This is a genomic window from Glaciibacter kafniensis, assembly GCF_039538945.1.
Lineage (GTDB): Bacteria > Actinomycetota > Actinomycetes > Actinomycetales > Microbacteriaceae > Cryobacterium > Cryobacterium kafniensis.
Genome location: NZ_BAABCN010000002.1, coordinates 1,181,313 through 1,198,153, shown reverse-complemented (window position 1 = coordinate 1,198,153; position 16,841 = coordinate 1,181,313). Strand labels below are relative to the sequence as shown.

The window sequence follows — 16,841 nt, the reverse complement described above, 5'->3', positions numbered from 1 at the left end:
AGAAGTGGGTGTCAGACGAAGGCGGACTGCCCGGTGAGGGCGCGTCCAACGATGAGGGAGTTGATCTCGTGCGTTCCCTCGTAGGAGTAGACGGCTTCGGCATCGGCGAAGAACCGGGCGACGTTGTGTTCGAGGAGGATGCCGTTGCCGCCGAGGATCTCGCGCGCCAGGGCGACGGTCTCGCGGGCGTGCAGCGAGGTGAACATCTTGGCCAGTGCCGAGTTCTCATCGCTGAAGTCGCCGGCATCCTGGCGAACGGAGAGCTGCACGACCATCGATAATGAGGCGACGGTGTTGCCGAGCATCCGGGCGAGTTTTTCCTGGATGAGCTGGAAGCCGCCGATCGGTTTGCCGAACTGCTCGCGCTTTCGCACATAGTCGAGCGTGGCCTCCAGAGCTCCGGCCTGCAGCCCGGTGGCGATCCACGCGACATCCGAGCGCATGGTGCGGAGGATGCGGGAGACGTCGCGCCACGAGTTGACGCCGTGTAGCCGCGCAGATTCGGGCACGCGCACGCCGACCAGGGTGATGACCGCGTTCTGCATGGGGCGCAGCGCGATCTTTCCTTCGATGGGGGCGAGCGTGACACCGTCGGCCTCGCGGGGAACGAGGAAGACTTTGACCTGCCGATCGGTGGTGTCTCGTGCGAAGACCGCGAGCACGTCGGCGGAGACGGCTCCGCCGATCCAGCGCTTTGCGCCGTCGATGATCCAGTCGTCGCCGTCGCGGCGCGCCGTCGTGGCCATGCCGCCCGCGATGTCCGAACCGTGCTCGGGTTCGGTGAGGGCGAAAACGCCCGTGAGGGCGAAGTATCGCACGAGCGGATCGAGGCGCGCGGCTTGCTCTGGCGAGCCGCCGAGCGCGCAGGTCGCCCGGAACAGCCCGGACTGCGCGTTGTAGACGGTCGCGACCGAGACGTCGGCGCGGGCGAGCACGTAGTTGCGAAAGCCGGAGAACATCGACGAGCGCGCCTCCTGCTCGGAGACACCCTTCGGCTGCATCAGATCAAGCGGCACGAGCGCGCCCAGCACCCCGTCGGGCATCGTTGCGGTTTCCCATGCGTCAGCCATCAGCGGGCGGATGTCGCGGTCGAGCACTCCGACGAGCTCGGCGAGGGCGGCACGCGCGGGTGCGCTCAGGTGTGTCTCGGCGAAGCCATAGGGGTCGATGCCGATCGCGGATGCCCGGATCGTCACGCCGCCGCCCCCAGCCCGAGCAGGCGCACCGCGTTGTCCTTCATGATTCCAGGGAGCACCTCGGGCTTGAACGCGACCTGTTCCACGTCGCGCAGCCAGCGGTCGGGGGTGATCATCGGAAAGTCTGAGCCGAACAACACACGGCGCTTGAGCATCGAGTTCGCGGCGCGCACCAGCTCGGCCGGAAAGTACTTCGGACTCCAGCCCGAGAGATCGATCCACGTGTTGTGCTTATGCGTCGCGACCGAGATCGCCTCGTCCTGCCACGGCACCGACGGGTGAGCCATGATGATCTGCAGCTCGGGATGCTCGGCGGCCACGACATCCAACAGCATCGGGTTTGACAGGCCGAGGCGCAGACCCCGCCCACCCGGCATGCCCGCGCCGATACCGGTCTGCCCGGTATGGAACAGCGCGACGACGCCGGCCTGCTGCAGCACCTCGTAGAGCGGGAAGTGCACCGCGTCGCTCGGGTCGAAATTCTGCACCGTCGGGTGGAACTTGAACCCACGCACGCCGTGATCCTCGATGAGTCGGCGTGCGTGGGTCACCGCGTCGGCCCCACGCAACGGGTCGACGGAGCCGAACGGGATGAGCACGTCGTTGTTGCGCGCCGCCCCCTCGGCGATATCCTCACTGGGAATGGGCTCCTGGCCCAAGGAGGTCGTCGCGTCGATGGTGAAGACGACCGCGGCCATCCGCCGTTCACGGTAGTAGTTCGCGACCGAGTCGAGGTCGGGCCGCGGGCCATCGGTGGCGAAATACTTCGACGCCGCCTCCGAGAGGTCGTCGGGCAGGGAGGAGTGCCCGTGTGCGTCGATCTCGATGTGCACGTGCATATCGATCGCGGTGATCGTGTCGAGGTCGATCGCGGCTTCGTACCGTGTCATGTCAGGCTCCGGGTGTGAGTGGATGTCGAGCTGGGCTTAGGCGGCCGGGGCCGCAGGCTGGAGTTCGTCGGGCAATGCCGGGAACTTTTCGCCAACGCTCTGCAGGTTGCCGCCGATGATGCCCTGGCCCAGATCGGTGAGCGTCTCGTAGCTCCAGCCGCCGTCCTGGTACTCGGTGACGACGGGCTCCGGGTGCGCCCACACCTGCAGGCGGTCGCCGCCCACGCCGATAGCCTGGCCGGTGATGTTCGCGGCCTCGTCCGAGGCGAGATAAGCGATGACGCCGGCGACGTCGGCAGCGGTGCCGAAGCCGAGGTCGTGGCGGAAGAACGGGGGCATGGCCTCGCCCTTCGCGTCCGCCTCAACGGCGGCGGCAAAGTAGGGCACGGTCGCGGTCATCGCGGTCGCGGCGACGGGGATGACCGTGTTGGCGGTGATGCCGGCCTTCTTCAGCTCGAGCGCCCAGGTGCGCACCATACCGACGATGCCGGCCTTGGCCGCCGCATAGTTAGTCTGGCCGAAGTTGCCGCGCTGGCCGGTGGGGGAGCCGATGCAGATGATGCGTCCGGCGATGCTGTTCTCGCGCATGTAGATTGCCGCCTCACGCACACAGGTGAAGGTGCCGCGCAAATGCACGTTGATCACGAGGTCGAAGTCCTCATCGCTCATCTTCCAGAGCACCGTGTCGCGCAGCACACCGGCGTTGGTGACCAGGATGTCGAGGCGGCCGAAGCTCTCCACCGCGGCGGCGACAAGCTGCTTCGCAGTCGCGGTCGACCCGACCGGGGCGACCACCGCAACGGCCGTGCCGCCTGCTGCCTCGATCGAGGCGACGGCATCCGCTGCGATCGCCGCATCCACGTCGTTCACGACAACGGATGCGCCCTGACGGGCGAGTTCCTGCGCGTAGGCGAGACCGAGGCCGCGGCCCGATCCGGTGACGATGGCGACTTTGCCTTCGAGGCTCATAGTTTCTCCTTATTGTGAAGTCATTCACATGAAATCTTATATCGTTGAATATGTCAACTATCGAAAGTTCTCAAGAAAGAGATACCATGCTGTCATGCCGGAAGCCACTGACTCGATGATGGCCGCACACGCCTCGACCGATCTCGCCCGACTCTGGGATACGGTCGTCGGCGGCGATCTCGCATTCGTGATGGCTCGGGCGAACGCCATCTCGGTCGGCAGCGCCAATGCGGCGCTTGCTACTCACGGCCTGAAGGTTCGCTCGTACTCTGTGCTCGCACTTGCCGCGGCCGGTACGCGCCCCACGCAGAAGGAACTGTCCGAGTTCCTCAAACTTGACCCCAGTCAGATTGTCTCGCTCATTGACCAATTGGAGACTCGCGAGTTGGTGCGTCGTGAACCGAACCCGAGTGACCGCCGGGTGAACGTTGTCGTCGTGACCGAGGCTGGCCGCGCGCTCTACGAGCAGGCGCGGGAGGCGACGCAAGTCGCCGAGCGGTCCGCGTTCGCTGCGCTCTCCGCAGACGACCTGACGACTCTCGCCTCACTTGTTCGCACGATCGCCAACAGCACAGACTGAGCTGCCGCAGCAATGTTGGCGAGCTGACGCGATTGAGGCGTCGGGGCAGGTCTCGTAGGACTCCGGAGCGAGCCGGGGCTCGCGTGGGTCCAGCTCGGCGAATAGCCGACCTGGTTGCGCGGGGGCCGTCAGGTGCGCCCAGGCCTGAGGGAACGGGCGGGACGGAAAGTGCCTTCTCGGCTCGGTGTAGCTGGAGTAGCAGTCCGAGATGAAGGTGGTGGACCCAACTTCCCCGATATTACGCGGAATTTGGGGGAGGGGAGCCGCCTGATCTGGCCGCTCGGCTCGCATCAGTTGTTCTTGGTTCGAGTCCAGGTACCCCAGCAATAACCCCTGAGTTTCTTCGGAAGCCGGGGGTTCTTTTGTTTCCGCACACACACCGCTGAGATCAGCGGGGCAAAATCGCACCGATCTGGCCGCGGATGTTCTCGATAATTTCTTCGGTTCCGGTGTGCGGGTTGACGGCGCTGGCCATGGTCAGAAACATGATCGACGAGACAACGCGGGCGAGGGTGGCGGCATCGGCATCAGTGATGGCCTCGTCGCGGCTGAGAATGCCGGCGACGGCTTGTTCTGTCTGAGCGACAATTTTCAGGGCTTCGGCGTGATGCGGCTCGCGGGGATCTCCGAAGACCATCTCGCGCAGGTAGGTGCGCCCGTTGTCGACATGCACGCGGTTGCAGTTCACGACCGGCCTGATGATTGCAAGTGTGGCGCCCAGAACGCCGGGCGTCTTCTCTGCAGCGGCCTGGCCGTTGGCAAGCGCCGTGGCGTAGTGGGCGTTCTGCACGAGAAGCAATAGCTCGCCCTTGGTCTTGGCATAGAGGAACAGAGTGCCGGCGCCGATGTCGGCCTTGTCGGCGATCTGCTGGGTAGTCACCTCGTCGACGCCCTGTTCGGCGAACAGTTCGCTGGCGGCCGCGATGATGCGCTCGAGCTTGGCCTGCTTGTTCCGCTCGCGTCGACCGAGTGACTGGGCTGCGAGTGGCATAGGGTGATCTTCCTGGAATAAAGTCTGACCGTACTCAGTTATGAGTTAAGTCACTGTCGTGTGGGCTCGGATGTGCCTGGACTCATTCTCTCACGGCGACGCGAGATAGCCCACTAGCCGGGTCGCCGCAGTTGCCGCTTCTGACCGTTCAATGTAAAGGAACTATTCTGATGAATTCATCTTCACTGTGGCAGCCGTTCGCGCTCGGGCGCCTTGAGCTCGCGCACCGTCTGGCCCTGGCGCCGATGACGCGCAACCGTGCGAACGCCGACGGCACTCCGGGGGAGCTGGTGGCGGAGTATTACGGGCAGCGCGCCGCTCTCGGTCTGCTGATCACCGAGGGAACCCAGCCGTCTGCAGACGGGCAGGGGTACGTCAACACCCCGGGAATCTACACGCCAGAGCACATCGAAGGATGGCGAAAGGTCGCCGACGCGGTGCACGAGGGCGGCGGACACCTGTTCGTGCAGTTGATGCACGTGGGCCGCACCTCGCATCCGGACAACACCCCGCACCACCGGCAGCCGGTCGCACCATCAGCAATCGCTCCCGGGCAGGACATGCACACGCCCACCGGCCCTCAGCAGATTCCGGTACCGCGCGAGCTGAGTGCAGCGGAGATCCAGGATGTGATCGGTGAGTTCCGCCACGCCGCAGCCTCGGCGATCGCGGCCGGGGCAGACGGGGTGGAGATCCACGCTGCGAATGGGTACCTGCTCCACCAGTTCCTCTCCCCGAACGCCAACCACCGCACCGACGTCTACGGCGGTTCGGTGGAGAACCGGGCCCGATTCGTCATCGAGGTCGCGCAGGCCATTGCCGAGGAGATCGGCGCTGACCGCACCGGCATCCGCATTTCCCCGGCCTTCCCTCTCGGCGGCCTCGACGAGGGCGACACCGAATCGGTGCGCGCCCAGTACCGCTACCTGGTCGGTGAACTCGCGAAGCTGAACCTGGCCTACCTGCACGTGCACCACCTCGGCGACGACGAGCTGCTGGGTTCCTTCCGCGCGGTATGGCCGAGCGCGGTTCTCGTGGTCCGGTACGGGCGCGGGCGTGATCAGATCGTAAGCGACATTGACGCAGGGCTGGCGGACATCGTGCCGCTGGGCCGGTTCGCGCTGGCCAACCCCGACATCGTCGAGCGGTTGCGCACGGATGCCCCGTTGAATGAGATGGATCCGACCACCCTGTATGGCGGAGGCGCGGCCGGATTCACCGATTACCCGGTCCTGACACTCGTCTAGCGCCCGCCCATGAGCCGCCCGCCGGGTTCTGCCCCCGCCCGGCGGGCGGCTCACATCTCACTGAAGTTTTCTTGCCCCTCCACTTAAAAGAAAGAAGTAGCTCATGCCCTCACTCAATGGAGCCGTCGTTCTCGTCACCGGAGCCAACGGCGGAATCGGCACCCAGTTCGTACAGCAGGCTCTCGCCCGCGGCGCGGCCAAGGTCTACGCCACCGCCCGCAACCCCCGTAGTTGGGATGATGATCGCATCGTCCCGCTCGCCCTCGACGTCACTGATCCCGCCTCCATCCAGGCCGCGGCTGACGCTGCACAGGACGTGACCGTGCTGATCAACAATGCCGGCACCTCGACCTCCACCCCCGGCATCCTCAGCCACAGTGATGAGGAGATCCGTGCGAATGTGGAGACCAACCTTCTCGGTCCGCTCTTTCTTGCCCGCGCGTTCGCACCCATTCTCTCTTCGAAGGGTGGGAACACGGCGATCATCGATATCCACTCGGCTCTGAGCTGGTATGCCGTGGCCGGCATCTACAGCGCCACCAAGGCCGCGCTCTGGTCCGCGACGAATTCCTTGCGCCTGGAGCTGGCCCCCGCGGGTGTGCATGTGGTGGGTGTTCACGTCGGCTATGTCGACACGGCGATGGCCGCGCACGCCTCCGGCCCGAAGATTGACCCGGCAGTGCTCGTCGGCCAGGTGTTCGATGCGACAGAGGCGGGGGAGTACGAGGTTCTCGCCGACGACGCGTCTGTGCAGCTGAAGGCCGGCCTCAGCGCACCGTTGGAGGCGGTCTACCCGCAGCTGGCGGCAAGGGAGTAATTCCCATCTCACTGGCACTGTGGCGGCACCTGTACCGCCACAGTGCCAGTGCCACATCCCGGCATGTGCGTCGCTGAGTGGGAGTCCGACCTTGTCGTGCCTCTGATCGTCGACGTCACCAATCCCGAGTCGGTCGCCCGAGCTGTCGCTCAAGCGCCTGACACGACGATTGTGATCAATAACGCCGGCATCCCACTGAGAGAACCGATCGCGACGCTCGATGAGGGCACGCTGCGCAGGGCATTCGAAATCAACTTCTTCGGACCCCTCAACATCACACAGCAGTTTGCGCCTGTCATCGCCGGCAACGGCGGTGGTGCGGTGGTGAACATCCTCTCGGTCCTGTGTTGGGTTGCTGTCGCCCCGGGCTACAGCGCAGCGAAAGCTGCGCTCTGGCAGGCAACAAACGCCTTCCGTGTTGAGCTGGCGCCGCAGAACATTCAGGTTGTCGCCGTGCACATGGGCTACGTCGATACGCCGATGACAGCGAACCTCGACGTCGCCAAAATCAGCGCGGAGTCTGTCGCCACCTCAACCTTCGACGCACTGGCGGACGGTGAGTACGAGGTTCTCGTGGATGACACCGCACGCACCGTCAGAGGTGCACTTAGCGGGCCTCTCGCCGGAATGTACCCGCAGCTGCAGGTCCACGTTTAAGCAGCGGGACGAGGGGCACGGTTGTCAATGAGGCGCCCTACTCGCGTGCTGCCGACCGCGGTGACGGTCGGCAGCACGACCGCCGCGAGCGGGGGCCGAAGCGGAGGCGGGGCAGGCGAAGCGCGCTTGGGACTGCGGCCGAGCGGTTGGCGTGCCTGACCGCGTGGCGAGTTACGGCGCGAGGAACTTCACGGCGATGGGGGCGAACTTCTCGTGGAACTGGAAGATGCCGCCGTGGCCGGAGTTCGGGTAGATGATCAGCTCGGAGTCCTTGATTCGCTTGTGCAGGTCCTCGGACAGCACGGATGGGACCATGCGGTCGTGGTCGCCGTTGGCGATCAGGGTCGGCTGGGTGATGATCGACAGGTCCGACGGTGTGGAGCGTCCGAAGCGCTGGATGGCCTTCAGTTGCGTGCTGAATGCCTTGTTCTTGATCGGCTCGTCCCGGTCGATCGTGCGCTCCTTGAGGCGCTCCACGAACGCCTTCCCGGCCTTCTTGCCCGCGGTATCACGGTTGAAGAACAGGAACTCCTTCGGGTCCGACCGCGTCAGAGTCGCACGGAGGATGTCCCAATAGGTCACGCCGACGACTTTGTCCATATCCTTCCCGCCGCGCGGGCCGGTGCCTGTCAGGACGAGCTTGCGGACCAGGTCGGGGTGCTTCACGACGAGGTCCTGCGCGATCATGCCGCCCATCGAGAAGGAGAAGATGTCGATCAGGGTGTAGCCGAGGGCTCTGATGAATGTGTAGGCGTGGTCGGCGGCTTGGTCGAGCTCGCCGGGGAAGGTGCCGGTGGATGCGCCGACGCCAGGTTGGTCGAAGGCGATCACGTGCCGGTTCGCCGCGATGGGGTCGATGACGCGAGGGTCCCAGTTGTCCAGGGTGGCGGCGAGGTGCACGAAGAACACGACGGGGATGCCGCCCTTGGGTCCCAGCTCGCGGTAGGCGTAGGTGACGCCGCCGGCGGTGACGGTTGTGGTGGGTGCTTGTGCGTAGGACGTGATGACGGGTTCGCTATCGGTGGTGCTCATTATGGTTGTCCTTTGTGGGTGTTGTTGAAGACGTTCGTGATGCGGCGGGTGTTGCTCAGGGGTTGGTGACGACGACTTTGCCGTGGAACCCACCCCGAGCCAGGGCGGTGAGCGCTAGTGGAGTCTGGTCGAAGGGAAAAGTCTTTCCGACGATGGGGCGGATGATTCCGGCGTCGACGAGCGCGGTAATCTCCCGCAACTCCTCGCCGCTGGCGCGCATGAGAAGGAACTCGTAGCTGACGCCCAGTTTCTTCGCCTGCTTGCGGATTTTGCTGCTCAGAGCCGTGACGGCCACGCGCACGATCGGGTTCAAGCCGGCGTTGCGGGCGAATGCGGGGTCTGGTGGGCCGGAAACTCCGATGGCTTTCCCGCCGGGCTTCAGAATGCGGAGGGATCTCTCAAGGTTCTCCCCGCCGAGGCTGTCGAGCACGAGATCGTAGCCGGAGAGCTCCTGTTCGAAGTCCTGGGTGCGGTAGTCGATCACAATGTCGGCACCGAGCTCGCGCACGAAGTCCGCGTTGGAACCGCTGGCGGTGGTCGCGACGTGTGCGCCGAGATGCTTGGCGAGCTGGATGGCGATCGAGCCGAGTCCGCCGGCACCCGCGTGGATGAGAAGTTTCTGTCCGGACTGCACGTTGCCGCGTTCGACGAGCGCCTGCCACGCCGTCAAGGCGACCAGCGGGAGCGACGCTGCTTCTGCGGTGCTGGTGGTTTTGGGCTGCGGTGCAAGATCTGACTCGTCGACGGCGATGCGTTCAGCGAAGGTGCCGATGCGGCCGTCGCGGACCCGGCCATAGACCTCGTCGCCGGGCTTGAAATCGCGCACGTGTGCACCAACCTGGACGACCGTACCAGCGAGGTCGTGGCCGAGAGTGAGCGGGAGCTTGTACGGGAGGATTTGTTTGAATTCGCCGGCACGCAGCTTCTCATCCAACTGATTCAGACCCGCAGCGACCACCCGCACAAGGACGTCCCGGTCTCCGACGGTCGGTTCAGGAATGTGTGCTTCGTGGAGCGGACCGGTGTACTTGTCGAAAACGAATGCTCGCATGGTGTTGTTTTCCTTATCTAGCTGTTGTGGCAAAAGTATTGGGGCCAACTGTGCGCGGTAAACGGCCGAAGTCACGTGCTTGTCACGTGCGCTGGTGCGTTCCCGCAGCCTGGCGAGGTAGTCGCGTGCTGCCAGCGCTTGCCCGACCATGCCTCCCATCGAGAGGCCGAACACGTGCACTCGGTCGAAGCCGAGGGCTCGGATGACGGCGATCATGTCCCCGGCCATCTCCTCGATCGAGGCGCGGATCTGGCCAAAGGAACCACCAACCCCGCGATAGTTCACGGCGATTGCCTCCCGGTCCTCAGCCAAAGGGTTTACAACGAGAGGGTCCCAGCTGTCGAGATTCGCACCCAAGTGCGTCAGCACGACCAAGGGAATGCCTGTGTTCTGGCCGTACCTGCGATAAGCGAATACGGCGTCGGCTGCGGCGATCGTGCGCGTCGGTGCTTCCTGATACCTCTGCGCCGGCTGCTCGGCCATGCTCTTCTCCCTAAATCTGGCTCTTCTCGGCCAATCCGAGTATGCTCAATTCTGAGCCTACTCATAATGTTTGTCAAGGGAGGTAACTATGGATGACGTTCGAATCTCATCTGGACGGCGCGAGCGCGCCAAGAAAGACAAACGGGACCGCATCATGATGGCCGCTCGTGAGCTGTTCCCGGTTCGAGGTGTCGGGGGAGTGACCACCCAGCAGATTGCCGACCTTGCTGACGTGGCCATCGGCACGCTATACCTGTACGCGTCGACAAAGGCAGAGTTGTTGATCATGGTGCAGAACGAAAAATTCGCTGCCGCCATCGACGACGGCCTTTCCGCTGCCGAATCCTGTTCACAAGGCGTTCTCGAGGAAATCATTGCGCTCATTCGGCCGGTCGTGGTGTGTGTGCGCGAGCAGATCGAGAACGGCCGCACCTACCTCCATGAACTTGTCTTCGGCGACCCCGCCGAACCGAACCGGCGAGAAGGCCTCGCACTCGCCGCGCGCCTCGAAGACGGCATCGCCAGCCTGCTCACTCGCACGGACAGCAAGGGCACTCGCGAGGACGCCGATGCGATCACGCTGGCGCGAGTGGTCACCGCGATCATGCACATCAGCGTCACGGCCAGCATCTTCCTGCAGTACACCAACGAGGCCGTGCTCGAAGACATCCGCACGCAAATCCGCGCCATCCTGACGACCCATTCCCCCGTCGCCTGAACCATCCGCCCCGCAGAGGAGCGAACACTCAGAAAAGGAGCACCACATGAGCACCACCCACTTTGACATCGTCGTCCTCGGTGCCGGCCCCGGCGGCTACGTTGCCGCTATCCGCGCAGCTCAACTCGGCAAGACCGTCGCCGTGATCGAAAAGCAGTACTGGGGCGGAGTGTGCCTGAACGTCGGCTGCATCCCCTCCAAGGCACTGCTGCGCAACGCAGAACTCGCCCACATCTTCCAGCATCAGGCCGACCTGTTCGGCATCCGCGGCGACGTCACTTTCGACTATGGAGCCGCCTTCGAACGCAGCCGCACTGTCGCCGACGGACGAGTCAAAGGCGTGCACTACCTGATGAAGAAGAACGCCATCACCGAGATTGACGGCCACGGCACTTTCACCGATCCTCACACCATCGAGGTGACCCTCACCAATGGCGGCACGCAGGCAGTCACCTTCGACGACGCCATCATCGCCACCGGATCCACCGTCCGGCTCCTGCCCGGCGTCGAACTCGGCGAGAACATCGTCACCTATGAGGAACAGATCCTCTCCAAGGAACTACCGGAATCGATCATGATCGTGGGGGCCGGGGCGATCGGCATGGAGTTCGCATACGTCCTCGTGAACTACGGCGTCAAGGTCACCATCATCGAATACCTCGACCGGGCGCTGCCGAATGAAGACATCGAGGTGTCGAAAGAGATTGCGCGCCAGTACAAGAAGCTCGGCATCGACATTCTCACCTCCACCACGGTCGAATCCATCGAGGACGACGGCACATCCGTCACCGTCGCGTACGCTGACGCGGCTGGCGTGCGCTCGAGCATCCGAACCGACAAGGTCCTCATGTCAGTCGGATTCGCACCCCGCACCACCGGCTTCGGGCTCGAAATCACTGGCGTTGCCCTCACCGAACGTGGCGCGATCGGCATCGACGAATACATGCGCACAAACGTGCCGCACCTCTACGCCATCGGCGACGTCACTGCGAAGCTCCAACTTGCGCACGTCGCCGAAGCCCAGGGGGTCGTTGCTGCCGAGACCATCGCGGGAGCCGAGACCATGACGCTGGGCGACTACCGGATGATGCCCCGCGCCACCTTCAGTCAACCCCAGGTCGCTTCCTTCGGCCTCACCGAGCAACAAGCCCGCGACGAAGGACACGATCTGAAGGTCGCGAAGTTCCCGTTCACCGCCAACGGGAAAGCGCAGGGCCTCGGAGAGCCGGGAGGCTTCATCAAACTCATCGCCGACAGTAAGCACGGAGAGCTGCTTGGAGCGCACCTGATCGGCGCCGACGTCGCCGAGCTTCTTCCCGAACTCACGCTCGCGCAGAAGTGGGACCTCACCGCCGCCGAACTCGCCCGCAACGTCCACACGCATCCCACCCTCGGCGAAGCCCTTCAGGAAGGCTTCCATGGACTTACGGGGCACATGATCAACCTCTGAGGAGGAAGTCTCTGAGGAGGTCTCGCCTCGCACCCTCGAAGGATGGCGGCGGACGCGCAAAGGGCCGCCGTGGCCGCACATCGGCTGCGCCTGGTTCGAGGGGTTCGATCCTTCGGCCTAGGGGGTGTCTCTTAACGCCTTTTTGGGGAGAGCTGACGTTCGCATCCAGACGCTGATGGCGACCAAGACACAACCTTGTTGGCTGGGCTTGGACGTCGCGGGACTACTCGTACGCGCCATCCACTTCGTCGTCCAATTCCTTGCTGTCTACGGCGAGATCTCGCTTGGTTACCTTTGTGGCATTCGCCAACAGCTTCTCCACCTCGGCGGCGTCGGCGGGATCGACGACGAAGACGATTCCTGCACTTCCGGCGTCCAGGGTCTCACTGATCGCTTCGAGGTCCTTTGAGGGTGTCTTCCGACCGATGTGCCCGGCGATGGCGCCGATTCCGGCGCCTGATCCACCGGCCACCAGGAGCGCGCCGCCGAGGGCGACCGCCGGGAACAGGGCAACGGCGAGTCCGCTCGCAAGTCCGATGGACAGCCCTTTCCTCGCTCCGTGGCTCTTCCCGCCGTCATCGCGCTTCACGATGGAGAGTTTCCCGTCGAGGCCGCGAGTGATCACCGCGGCATCAAGCGGCCCGTGTTCGTGCCTGGCGTCTTCCTTGTAGTGTGCGTGTATTTCATCGAAGTCGGCCACGGCACCGCCCTCGCTTGCGTACTGTGCCGCGACCGCGACATAGGTCTCGTCGGCCATGATTAGCTCCTTCTCGTCGGGAACGGCATTACTGTCGAGTTGCCGTTCTGAATCGCTGTTCAGGCGAAGCGTAGAACTGCCCTGATCTCTGCGGCATCGTTCGATTCAGGTGACGTCAGGATGTGAAAAGGTGCCGCCCCTTGCGCGCCGCCACGTAGCCAAACAGAATTTGGGGACCTCGCTTCGCTCACCAGTTCATGGTCGAGATCGCACTTCTGGCTCGGTGGCGTAGCCCTCGCCAGCGTTTGCGCCCGAGTCGGCGCGAAACTCCTCGCGATGTCAGCCGCAATCTGGCACAACTGGCTCATTGGTGCGCCTCGGAAACGCTCCTTGATCGCCTACGACCATGAGGAATTAATCATCTAGGCGGGGAGCCTGTGCGCCGGCTTCGGCCGCCTGGCCCGTAGCACGAGCTTGCCCAGCTCACCAAGGATCAGCAACAGCACGGCCGGCACCAGGCAGATCGCCCACTGGAGGCCGGTGAGCGGGACGGTAGCGAACAGATCCTGCAGCACGCCCAGCTGGGTGACCAGCATCGAACCCACCACGGCCCAGGCAAAGGCCCAGAGCAGCTTGGGGTTGGAGAACGTGGACGGTCCGAAGGCGCTCTCGGTGGGGTAGCGCAGGTTGAGGGCCACGCTGATGTTCATCAGGCCCAGGCCCACCACGGCCATGCTCTGTCCGAGCACGAGTGAGTCATAGCTCGTCTTGCCGATCTGCACCAGCAACAACGTGGCGGCGGCCATGTAGAGACCGGTGATGAGCAGCCGCACCATCATCGACCTCACGATGATCGGCTGGTTGAACGGGCGGGGCTTCTGGTCCATGATCCCGGGCGTGGAGAGGTCCAGGCCCATCACCGCGCCGATCGGCGCGACGATCGCCATGTGGATCCAGAGCACTTGGGCCGGGCTCAGCAGCGCTGTGCCGGCGATGGCGAACACCGACGAGCCGATGAACGCGAGGATGAACATGTAGAGGTTGGCGACCTGGATACGGATGAACTTTTGCAGATTGTCGTAGACCAGCCGGCCCTGCTCCACCGCCGCGATAATGGTGGCGAAGTTATCGTCGGCGAGGATCATCTTGGCCGCGCCCTTGGCCACGTCGGTGCCGGTGATGCCCATGGCGATGCCAATATCCGCCGCCGCGATGGCGGGCGCGTCATTGACGCCGTCGCCGGTCATCGCCACGATGTTGCCGGTGCGTTTGAGCACCTGCACCAGCCGCACCTTGTGCTCCGGCGCCACCCGGGCGATCACGCCGATCCCGTCCACCTGGCTGTCGGCCTCCGCGTCGCTCATCGCCGAGAACTCGGCCCCTGTCACCGCCCGGCCCGGGATGCCCAGCTCGTCGGCGATCGCCGCGGCGGTGACGGCGTGGTCACCGGTGATCATCCGCACCCGGATGCCCGCACGCTGCGCCGTCGCGATCGCGGCGACGGCCTCCGCACGGGGCGGGTCGACCTCTCCGATCAGCGCGCACAGTTCCAGGTTCTGTATGAGGGCCATCACATCGCCCGTGGGGTCGAACGTGGCCGGATCGAACTCCCGCTGCGCCAGGGCTAGCACCCGCCGGCCCTGCCCGGCGATGCGGTCGTTCTCGGTGAGAACCCTGGCGCGGTCCTCGTCGGTGAGCGGTTCGGCGCGGCCGCCGGGCATCCGGGCGGTGGCCGAGCGGCCCAGGAGCACGTCGGGCGCCCCCTTCACGTAGGCCCGGATGACGGGGGCGCCATCTGCGCCGGGCATCCGGTGAAAGGTGGCCATGAACTTGTAATCGGAGTCGAACGGCACCGACGCCACCCTCGGGTTGTTCTGGCGGAACTCCCGCACGTCAACGCCGCCCTTCTGCGCGAGCACATACAGCGCCGCCTCGGTGGGGTCGCCGATCACCTTGCCGTTCTGGATATCGGAGTCGTTGCACAGGGCGCAGGAAAACATGACGTAGTCCAGGTCGCGTTCGGCGTCGCCGGTGGTGAGGTGCACCTGGCCGTCGAAGCTGTAACCCTCGCCGGTGACGGTGTAGTGGTGCGCCACCGTGGTGATCTCCCGCACCGTCATCTGGTTGAGGGTGAGGGTGCCGGTCTTGTCGGAGTTGATCGCGGAAGTGGAGCCCAGCGTCTCCACGGCGGGGAGCACCTTCATGATCGCGTTCTTCTTGGCCATGTTCACCGACCCCACCGACAGGATCGTGGTGACCACGGCGGGCAGGGCGTCGGGGATCGAGCCCACGGCGAGCGCCACGCCGATGCCGAACAGCACCGTGAACGATTCGCCCTGGATGAGGCCCAGGACCACGATCACGAGAAATGCGAACAGGGCGGCGAAGATGATGAAGAGGGTGAGCCGGTCGACCTGCTTTGTGAGCGGAGTCTTCTGCACTGTCTGCTCCGACAACAGGTTCGCGATGTGGCCCACCTCTGAGCCCATGCCGGTGGTGGTCACCAGGATCTCGCCGTGGCCCCTGGTGACGTTGGTGTTCATGAACACCATGTTCGCCCGGTCGCCCAGGGCAACGTCGGGCCGGTCGATGGTCGCGGTGTCTTTCTCAACCGCCACACTCTCGCCGGTGAGCGCGCCCTCTTCGATCTGCAGCGTCGCGGCCAAGATCACCCGGCCGTCAGCGGGTACCCGGTCGCCGGCATCCACCACCACAATGTCGCCCGGCACGATTTCATCGGCGGAGATCTCGGCGATGTCGCCGCCGCGGCGCACCTTGGCCACCGAGCGCATCATGCTGCCCAGTGAAGCAGCGGCCTCCTCGGCCTTGCTTTCCTGGTGATAGCCCAGCCAGGCGTTGAATAGGGTGAGCAGGAAGAGCACGATGGCGGTGCTGTATTCGCCGATGAGCAGGCTCACCGCGGCGGCGACCAGGAGCACGATCTGCATGTAGTCCCGGTAGTGCTTGAGAAACCGTCGCCAGGTGGGCTCGGCCTCGGGTTCGGCCAGGGCGTTCGGACCGTGCTGCTGCAGTCGTTGCCGGGCCTCGGTGTCGCTGAGGCCGTCGGCCGGGCGCACGCCCAGCCGGGTCGCCACCTCCGCGACGGGCAGCGCGTACCAGGCGTCGGCGGTGACGGCGGATGTGGGGGAGCTGTCGGTCATGACGTCCTCTTTTTCGACGGGGCGGCTTTGTGCGGGTTGGCGTCGAACGGGGTGGGGATGTGCCGCAGCGTCAGCGTCGGCTCCTGGTAGTCGCCGGGCTCTTGGCGTTTGGGCAGCTTCACGTCTGGGGTGGGCTGTGGTTCGTAGGGCACCTGGCCGAGCAGGTGGCTGATGATGTTGAGCCGGCCGCGCTTCTTATCGTCGGTGTTGGCGATGTACCAGGGTGCCCCGCCGATATCCGTGGCCTGGAACATGACGTCCCGGGCCCGGGAATAGTCATACCAGCGACCGTAGGACTCCACGTCCATCGGAGAGAGCTTCCAGGTTTTGCGGGGATCGTTGATGCGGCTCTCCAACCGCCGGGTCTGTTCGTCTTCGCTCACCTCGAGCCAGTACTTGAGCAGGATGATGCCGGAGTCGACCATGGCCCGTTCCACCAGCGGCGCCATCCGCAGGAAATCGTCGGTCTGTTGGGGTGTGCAGAAGCCCATCACCCGTTCGACTCCGGCCCGGTTGTACCAGCTGCGGTCGAAGATCACCACCTCGCCAGCTGCGGGAAAATGCGCCAGGTAACGTTGGATGTACATCTGGGTTTTTTCGCGCTCGGTGGGAGAAGGTAACGCGACCACCCGGAACACCCGCGGGCTGACCCGCTCGACGATGCGCTTGATCGTGCCGCCCTTGCCCGCGGTATCGCGGCCCTCAAACACTATGCAGATCTTGGCCCCGGTGCGTTTCACCCACTCCTGCAGGGAGACCAGCTCACCCTGCAGCGCGGCCAGCTCGGCCTCGTACTCCTTGCGGCGCAGCTTGCCGCCGCCCTGCTGATCGGCTTTCCGGTCTGGGTCCTTCTTCTTGTCGCCCACGGAAACCTCCTGGTCGAGCGCCCCGTTGGGGCGTGT

Annotated in this window: 15 protein-coding genes and 1 pseudogene; 6 read left to right on the top strand and 10 right to left on the bottom strand. The window is 64.7% G+C overall.

The features are described 5' to 3' along the window. Positions 1-11: 11 nt before the first annotated feature. Genes ABD791_RS06125 through ABD791_RS06115 form a run of 3 tightly spaced genes read right to left on the bottom strand, consistent with a single transcriptional unit; the run spans position 12 to position 3,055 of the window. Positions 12-1,196, bottom strand: a complete 1,185-nt coding sequence (locus tag ABD791_RS06125; protein ID WP_425562223.1) for an acyl-CoA dehydrogenase family protein — start codon at positions 1,194-1,196, stop codon at positions 12-14. Next, positions 1,193-2,086, bottom strand: a complete 894-nt coding sequence (locus ABD791_RS06120; protein WP_345063452.1) for an amidohydrolase family protein — start codon at positions 2,084-2,086, stop codon at positions 1,193-1,195. Before ABD791_RS06120 ends, ABD791_RS06125 begins: the two co-directional genes overlap by 4 nt. A 36-nt stretch (positions 2,087-2,122) precedes the next feature. After that, positions 2,123-3,055 carry an SDR family oxidoreductase gene (locus tag ABD791_RS06115; protein ID WP_345063449.1) on the bottom strand — a complete coding sequence of 311 codons (933 nt, stop codon included), beginning with the start codon at positions 3,053-3,055 and terminating at the stop codon, positions 2,123-2,125. 94 nt (positions 3,056-3,149) lie between these two features. On the opposite strand from ABD791_RS06115, the gene ABD791_RS06110 reads away from it, so the two are divergent. Next, positions 3,150-3,635, top strand: coding sequence for a MarR family winged helix-turn-helix transcriptional regulator (locus ABD791_RS06110; RefSeq protein ID WP_345063447.1), 486 nt, complete (start codon positions 3,150-3,152; stop codon positions 3,633-3,635). 388 nt (positions 3,636-4,023) lie between these two features. On the opposite strand, the gene ABD791_RS06105 is transcribed toward ABD791_RS06110, so the two are convergent. Beyond that, positions 4,024-4,626, bottom strand: a complete 603-nt coding sequence (locus tag ABD791_RS06105) for a TetR/AcrR family transcriptional regulator (RefSeq protein ID WP_345063445.1) — start codon at positions 4,624-4,626, stop codon at positions 4,024-4,026. Between the two features lie 170 nt (positions 4,627-4,796). On the opposite strand from ABD791_RS06105, the gene ABD791_RS06100 reads away from it, so the two are divergent. The 3 genes from ABD791_RS06100 to ABD791_RS06090 all read left to right on the top strand — a co-directional run bounded on the left by ABD791_RS06100 (position 4,797) and on the right by ABD791_RS06090 (position 7,347). After that, complete coding sequence (locus tag ABD791_RS06100; RefSeq protein ID WP_345063443.1) at positions 4,797-5,873, top strand: alkene reductase; 1,077 nt, start codon at positions 4,797-4,799, stop codon at positions 5,871-5,873. 103 nt (positions 5,874-5,976) lie between these two features. After that, the gene (locus tag ABD791_RS06095; RefSeq protein WP_345063440.1) at positions 5,977-6,690 is read left to right on the top strand and encodes an SDR family oxidoreductase; all 714 of its coding nucleotides are present in this window, start codon (positions 5,977-5,979) and stop codon (positions 6,688-6,690) included. 63 nt (positions 6,691-6,753) lie between these two features. After that, positions 6,754-7,347, top strand: coding sequence for an SDR family NAD(P)-dependent oxidoreductase (locus tag ABD791_RS06090; RefSeq protein WP_345063438.1), 594 nt, complete (start codon positions 6,754-6,756; stop codon positions 7,345-7,347). Between the two features lie 171 nt (positions 7,348-7,518). Here ABD791_RS06090 and ABD791_RS06085 read toward each other — a convergent pair whose 3' ends face one another. The 3 genes and pseudogenes from ABD791_RS06085 to ABD791_RS06075 all read right to left on the bottom strand — a co-directional run. Continuing rightward, entirely contained in the window at positions 7,519-8,379 is an 861-nt protein-coding gene (locus ABD791_RS06085) for an alpha/beta fold hydrolase (protein ID WP_345063435.1), read from the bottom strand. A gap of 55 nt (positions 8,380-8,434) precedes the next feature. Continuing rightward, complete coding sequence (locus ABD791_RS06080; protein WP_345064529.1) at positions 8,435-9,430, bottom strand: NADP-dependent oxidoreductase; 996 nt, start codon at positions 9,428-9,430, stop codon at positions 8,435-8,437. Between the two features lie 93 nt (positions 9,431-9,523). Beyond that, a pseudogene (locus ABD791_RS06075) lies at positions 9,524-9,913 on the bottom strand (alpha/beta fold hydrolase); the annotation flags it as partial. Positions 9,914-10,001: 88 nt separating this feature from the next. On the opposite strand from ABD791_RS06075, the gene ABD791_RS06070 reads away from it, so the two are divergent. Next, positions 10,002-10,631 carry a TetR/AcrR family transcriptional regulator gene (locus tag ABD791_RS06070; protein WP_345063433.1) on the top strand — a complete coding sequence of 210 codons (630 nt, stop codon included), beginning with the start codon at positions 10,002-10,004 and terminating at the stop codon, positions 10,629-10,631. 46 nt (positions 10,632-10,677) lie between these two features. Further along, positions 10,678-12,081: a dihydrolipoyl dehydrogenase gene (gene lpdA / locus ABD791_RS06065; RefSeq protein WP_345063431.1), complete on the top strand. Its 1,404-nt coding sequence runs from the start codon at positions 10,678-10,680 to the stop codon at positions 12,079-12,081. 223 nt (positions 12,082-12,304) lie between these two features. Here the strand turns inward: lpdA and ABD791_RS06060 are convergent, their stop codons facing one another. The 3 genes from ABD791_RS06060 to ppk2 form a co-directional block, all read right to left on the bottom strand. Continuing rightward, on the bottom strand, positions 12,305-12,838 hold the full coding sequence (locus tag ABD791_RS06060; protein ID WP_345063428.1) for a hypothetical protein: 534 nt from the start codon (positions 12,836-12,838) through the stop codon (positions 12,305-12,307). Positions 12,839-13,200: 362 nt separating this feature from the next. Further along, on the bottom strand, positions 13,201-15,939 hold the full coding sequence (locus ABD791_RS06055; RefSeq protein ID WP_345063425.1) for a cation-translocating P-type ATPase: 2,739 nt from the start codon (positions 15,937-15,939) through the stop codon (positions 13,201-13,203). After that, a complete protein-coding gene (gene ppk2 / locus ABD791_RS06050) occupies positions 15,936-16,805 on the bottom strand; it encodes a polyphosphate kinase 2 (RefSeq protein ID WP_345063422.1) in 870 nt (289 codons plus the stop codon). Before ppk2 ends, ABD791_RS06055 begins: the two co-directional genes overlap by 4 nt. Between the last annotated feature and the right edge of the window lie 36 nt (positions 16,806-16,841).

Coding starts and splice junctions, on each gene's coding strand:
- ABD791_RS06120 (WP_345063452.1), bottom strand. CDS start 2,086: ATGACACGGTACGAAGCCGCGATCGACCTCGACACGATCACCGCGATC.
- ABD791_RS06115 (WP_345063449.1), bottom strand. CDS start 3,055: ATGAGCCTCGAAGGCAAAGTCGCCATCGTCACCGGATCGGGCCGCGGC.
- ABD791_RS06110 (WP_345063447.1), top strand. CDS start 3,150: ATGCCGGAAGCCACTGACTCGATGATGGCCGCACACGCCTCGACCGAT.
- ABD791_RS06105 (WP_345063445.1), bottom strand. CDS start 4,626: ATGCCACTCGCAGCCCAGTCACTCGGTCGACGCGAGCGGAACAAGCAG.
- ABD791_RS06100 (WP_345063443.1), top strand. CDS start 4,797: ATGAATTCATCTTCACTGTGGCAGCCGTTCGCGCTCGGGCGCCTTGAG.
- ABD791_RS06095 (WP_345063440.1), top strand. CDS start 5,977: ATGCCCTCACTCAATGGAGCCGTCGTTCTCGTCACCGGAGCCAACGGC.
- ABD791_RS06090 (WP_345063438.1), top strand. CDS start 6,754: ATGTGCGTCGCTGAGTGGGAGTCCGACCTTGTCGTGCCTCTGATCGTC.
- ABD791_RS06085 (WP_345063435.1), bottom strand. CDS start 8,379: ATGAGCACCACCGATAGCGAACCCGTCATCACGTCCTACGCACAAGCA.
- ABD791_RS06080 (WP_345064529.1), bottom strand. CDS start 9,430: ATGCGAGCATTCGTTTTCGACAAGTACACCGGTCCGCTCCACGAAGCA.
- ABD791_RS06070 (WP_345063433.1), top strand. CDS start 10,002: ATGGATGACGTTCGAATCTCATCTGGACGGCGCGAGCGCGCCAAGAAA.
- lpdA (WP_345063431.1), top strand. CDS start 10,678: ATGAGCACCACCCACTTTGACATCGTCGTCCTCGGTGCCGGCCCCGGC.
- ABD791_RS06060 (WP_345063428.1), bottom strand. CDS start 12,838: ATGGCCGACGAGACCTATGTCGCGGTCGCGGCACAGTACGCAAGCGAG.
- ABD791_RS06055 (WP_345063425.1), bottom strand. CDS start 15,939: ATGACCGACAGCTCCCCCACATCCGCCGTCACCGCCGACGCCTGGTAC.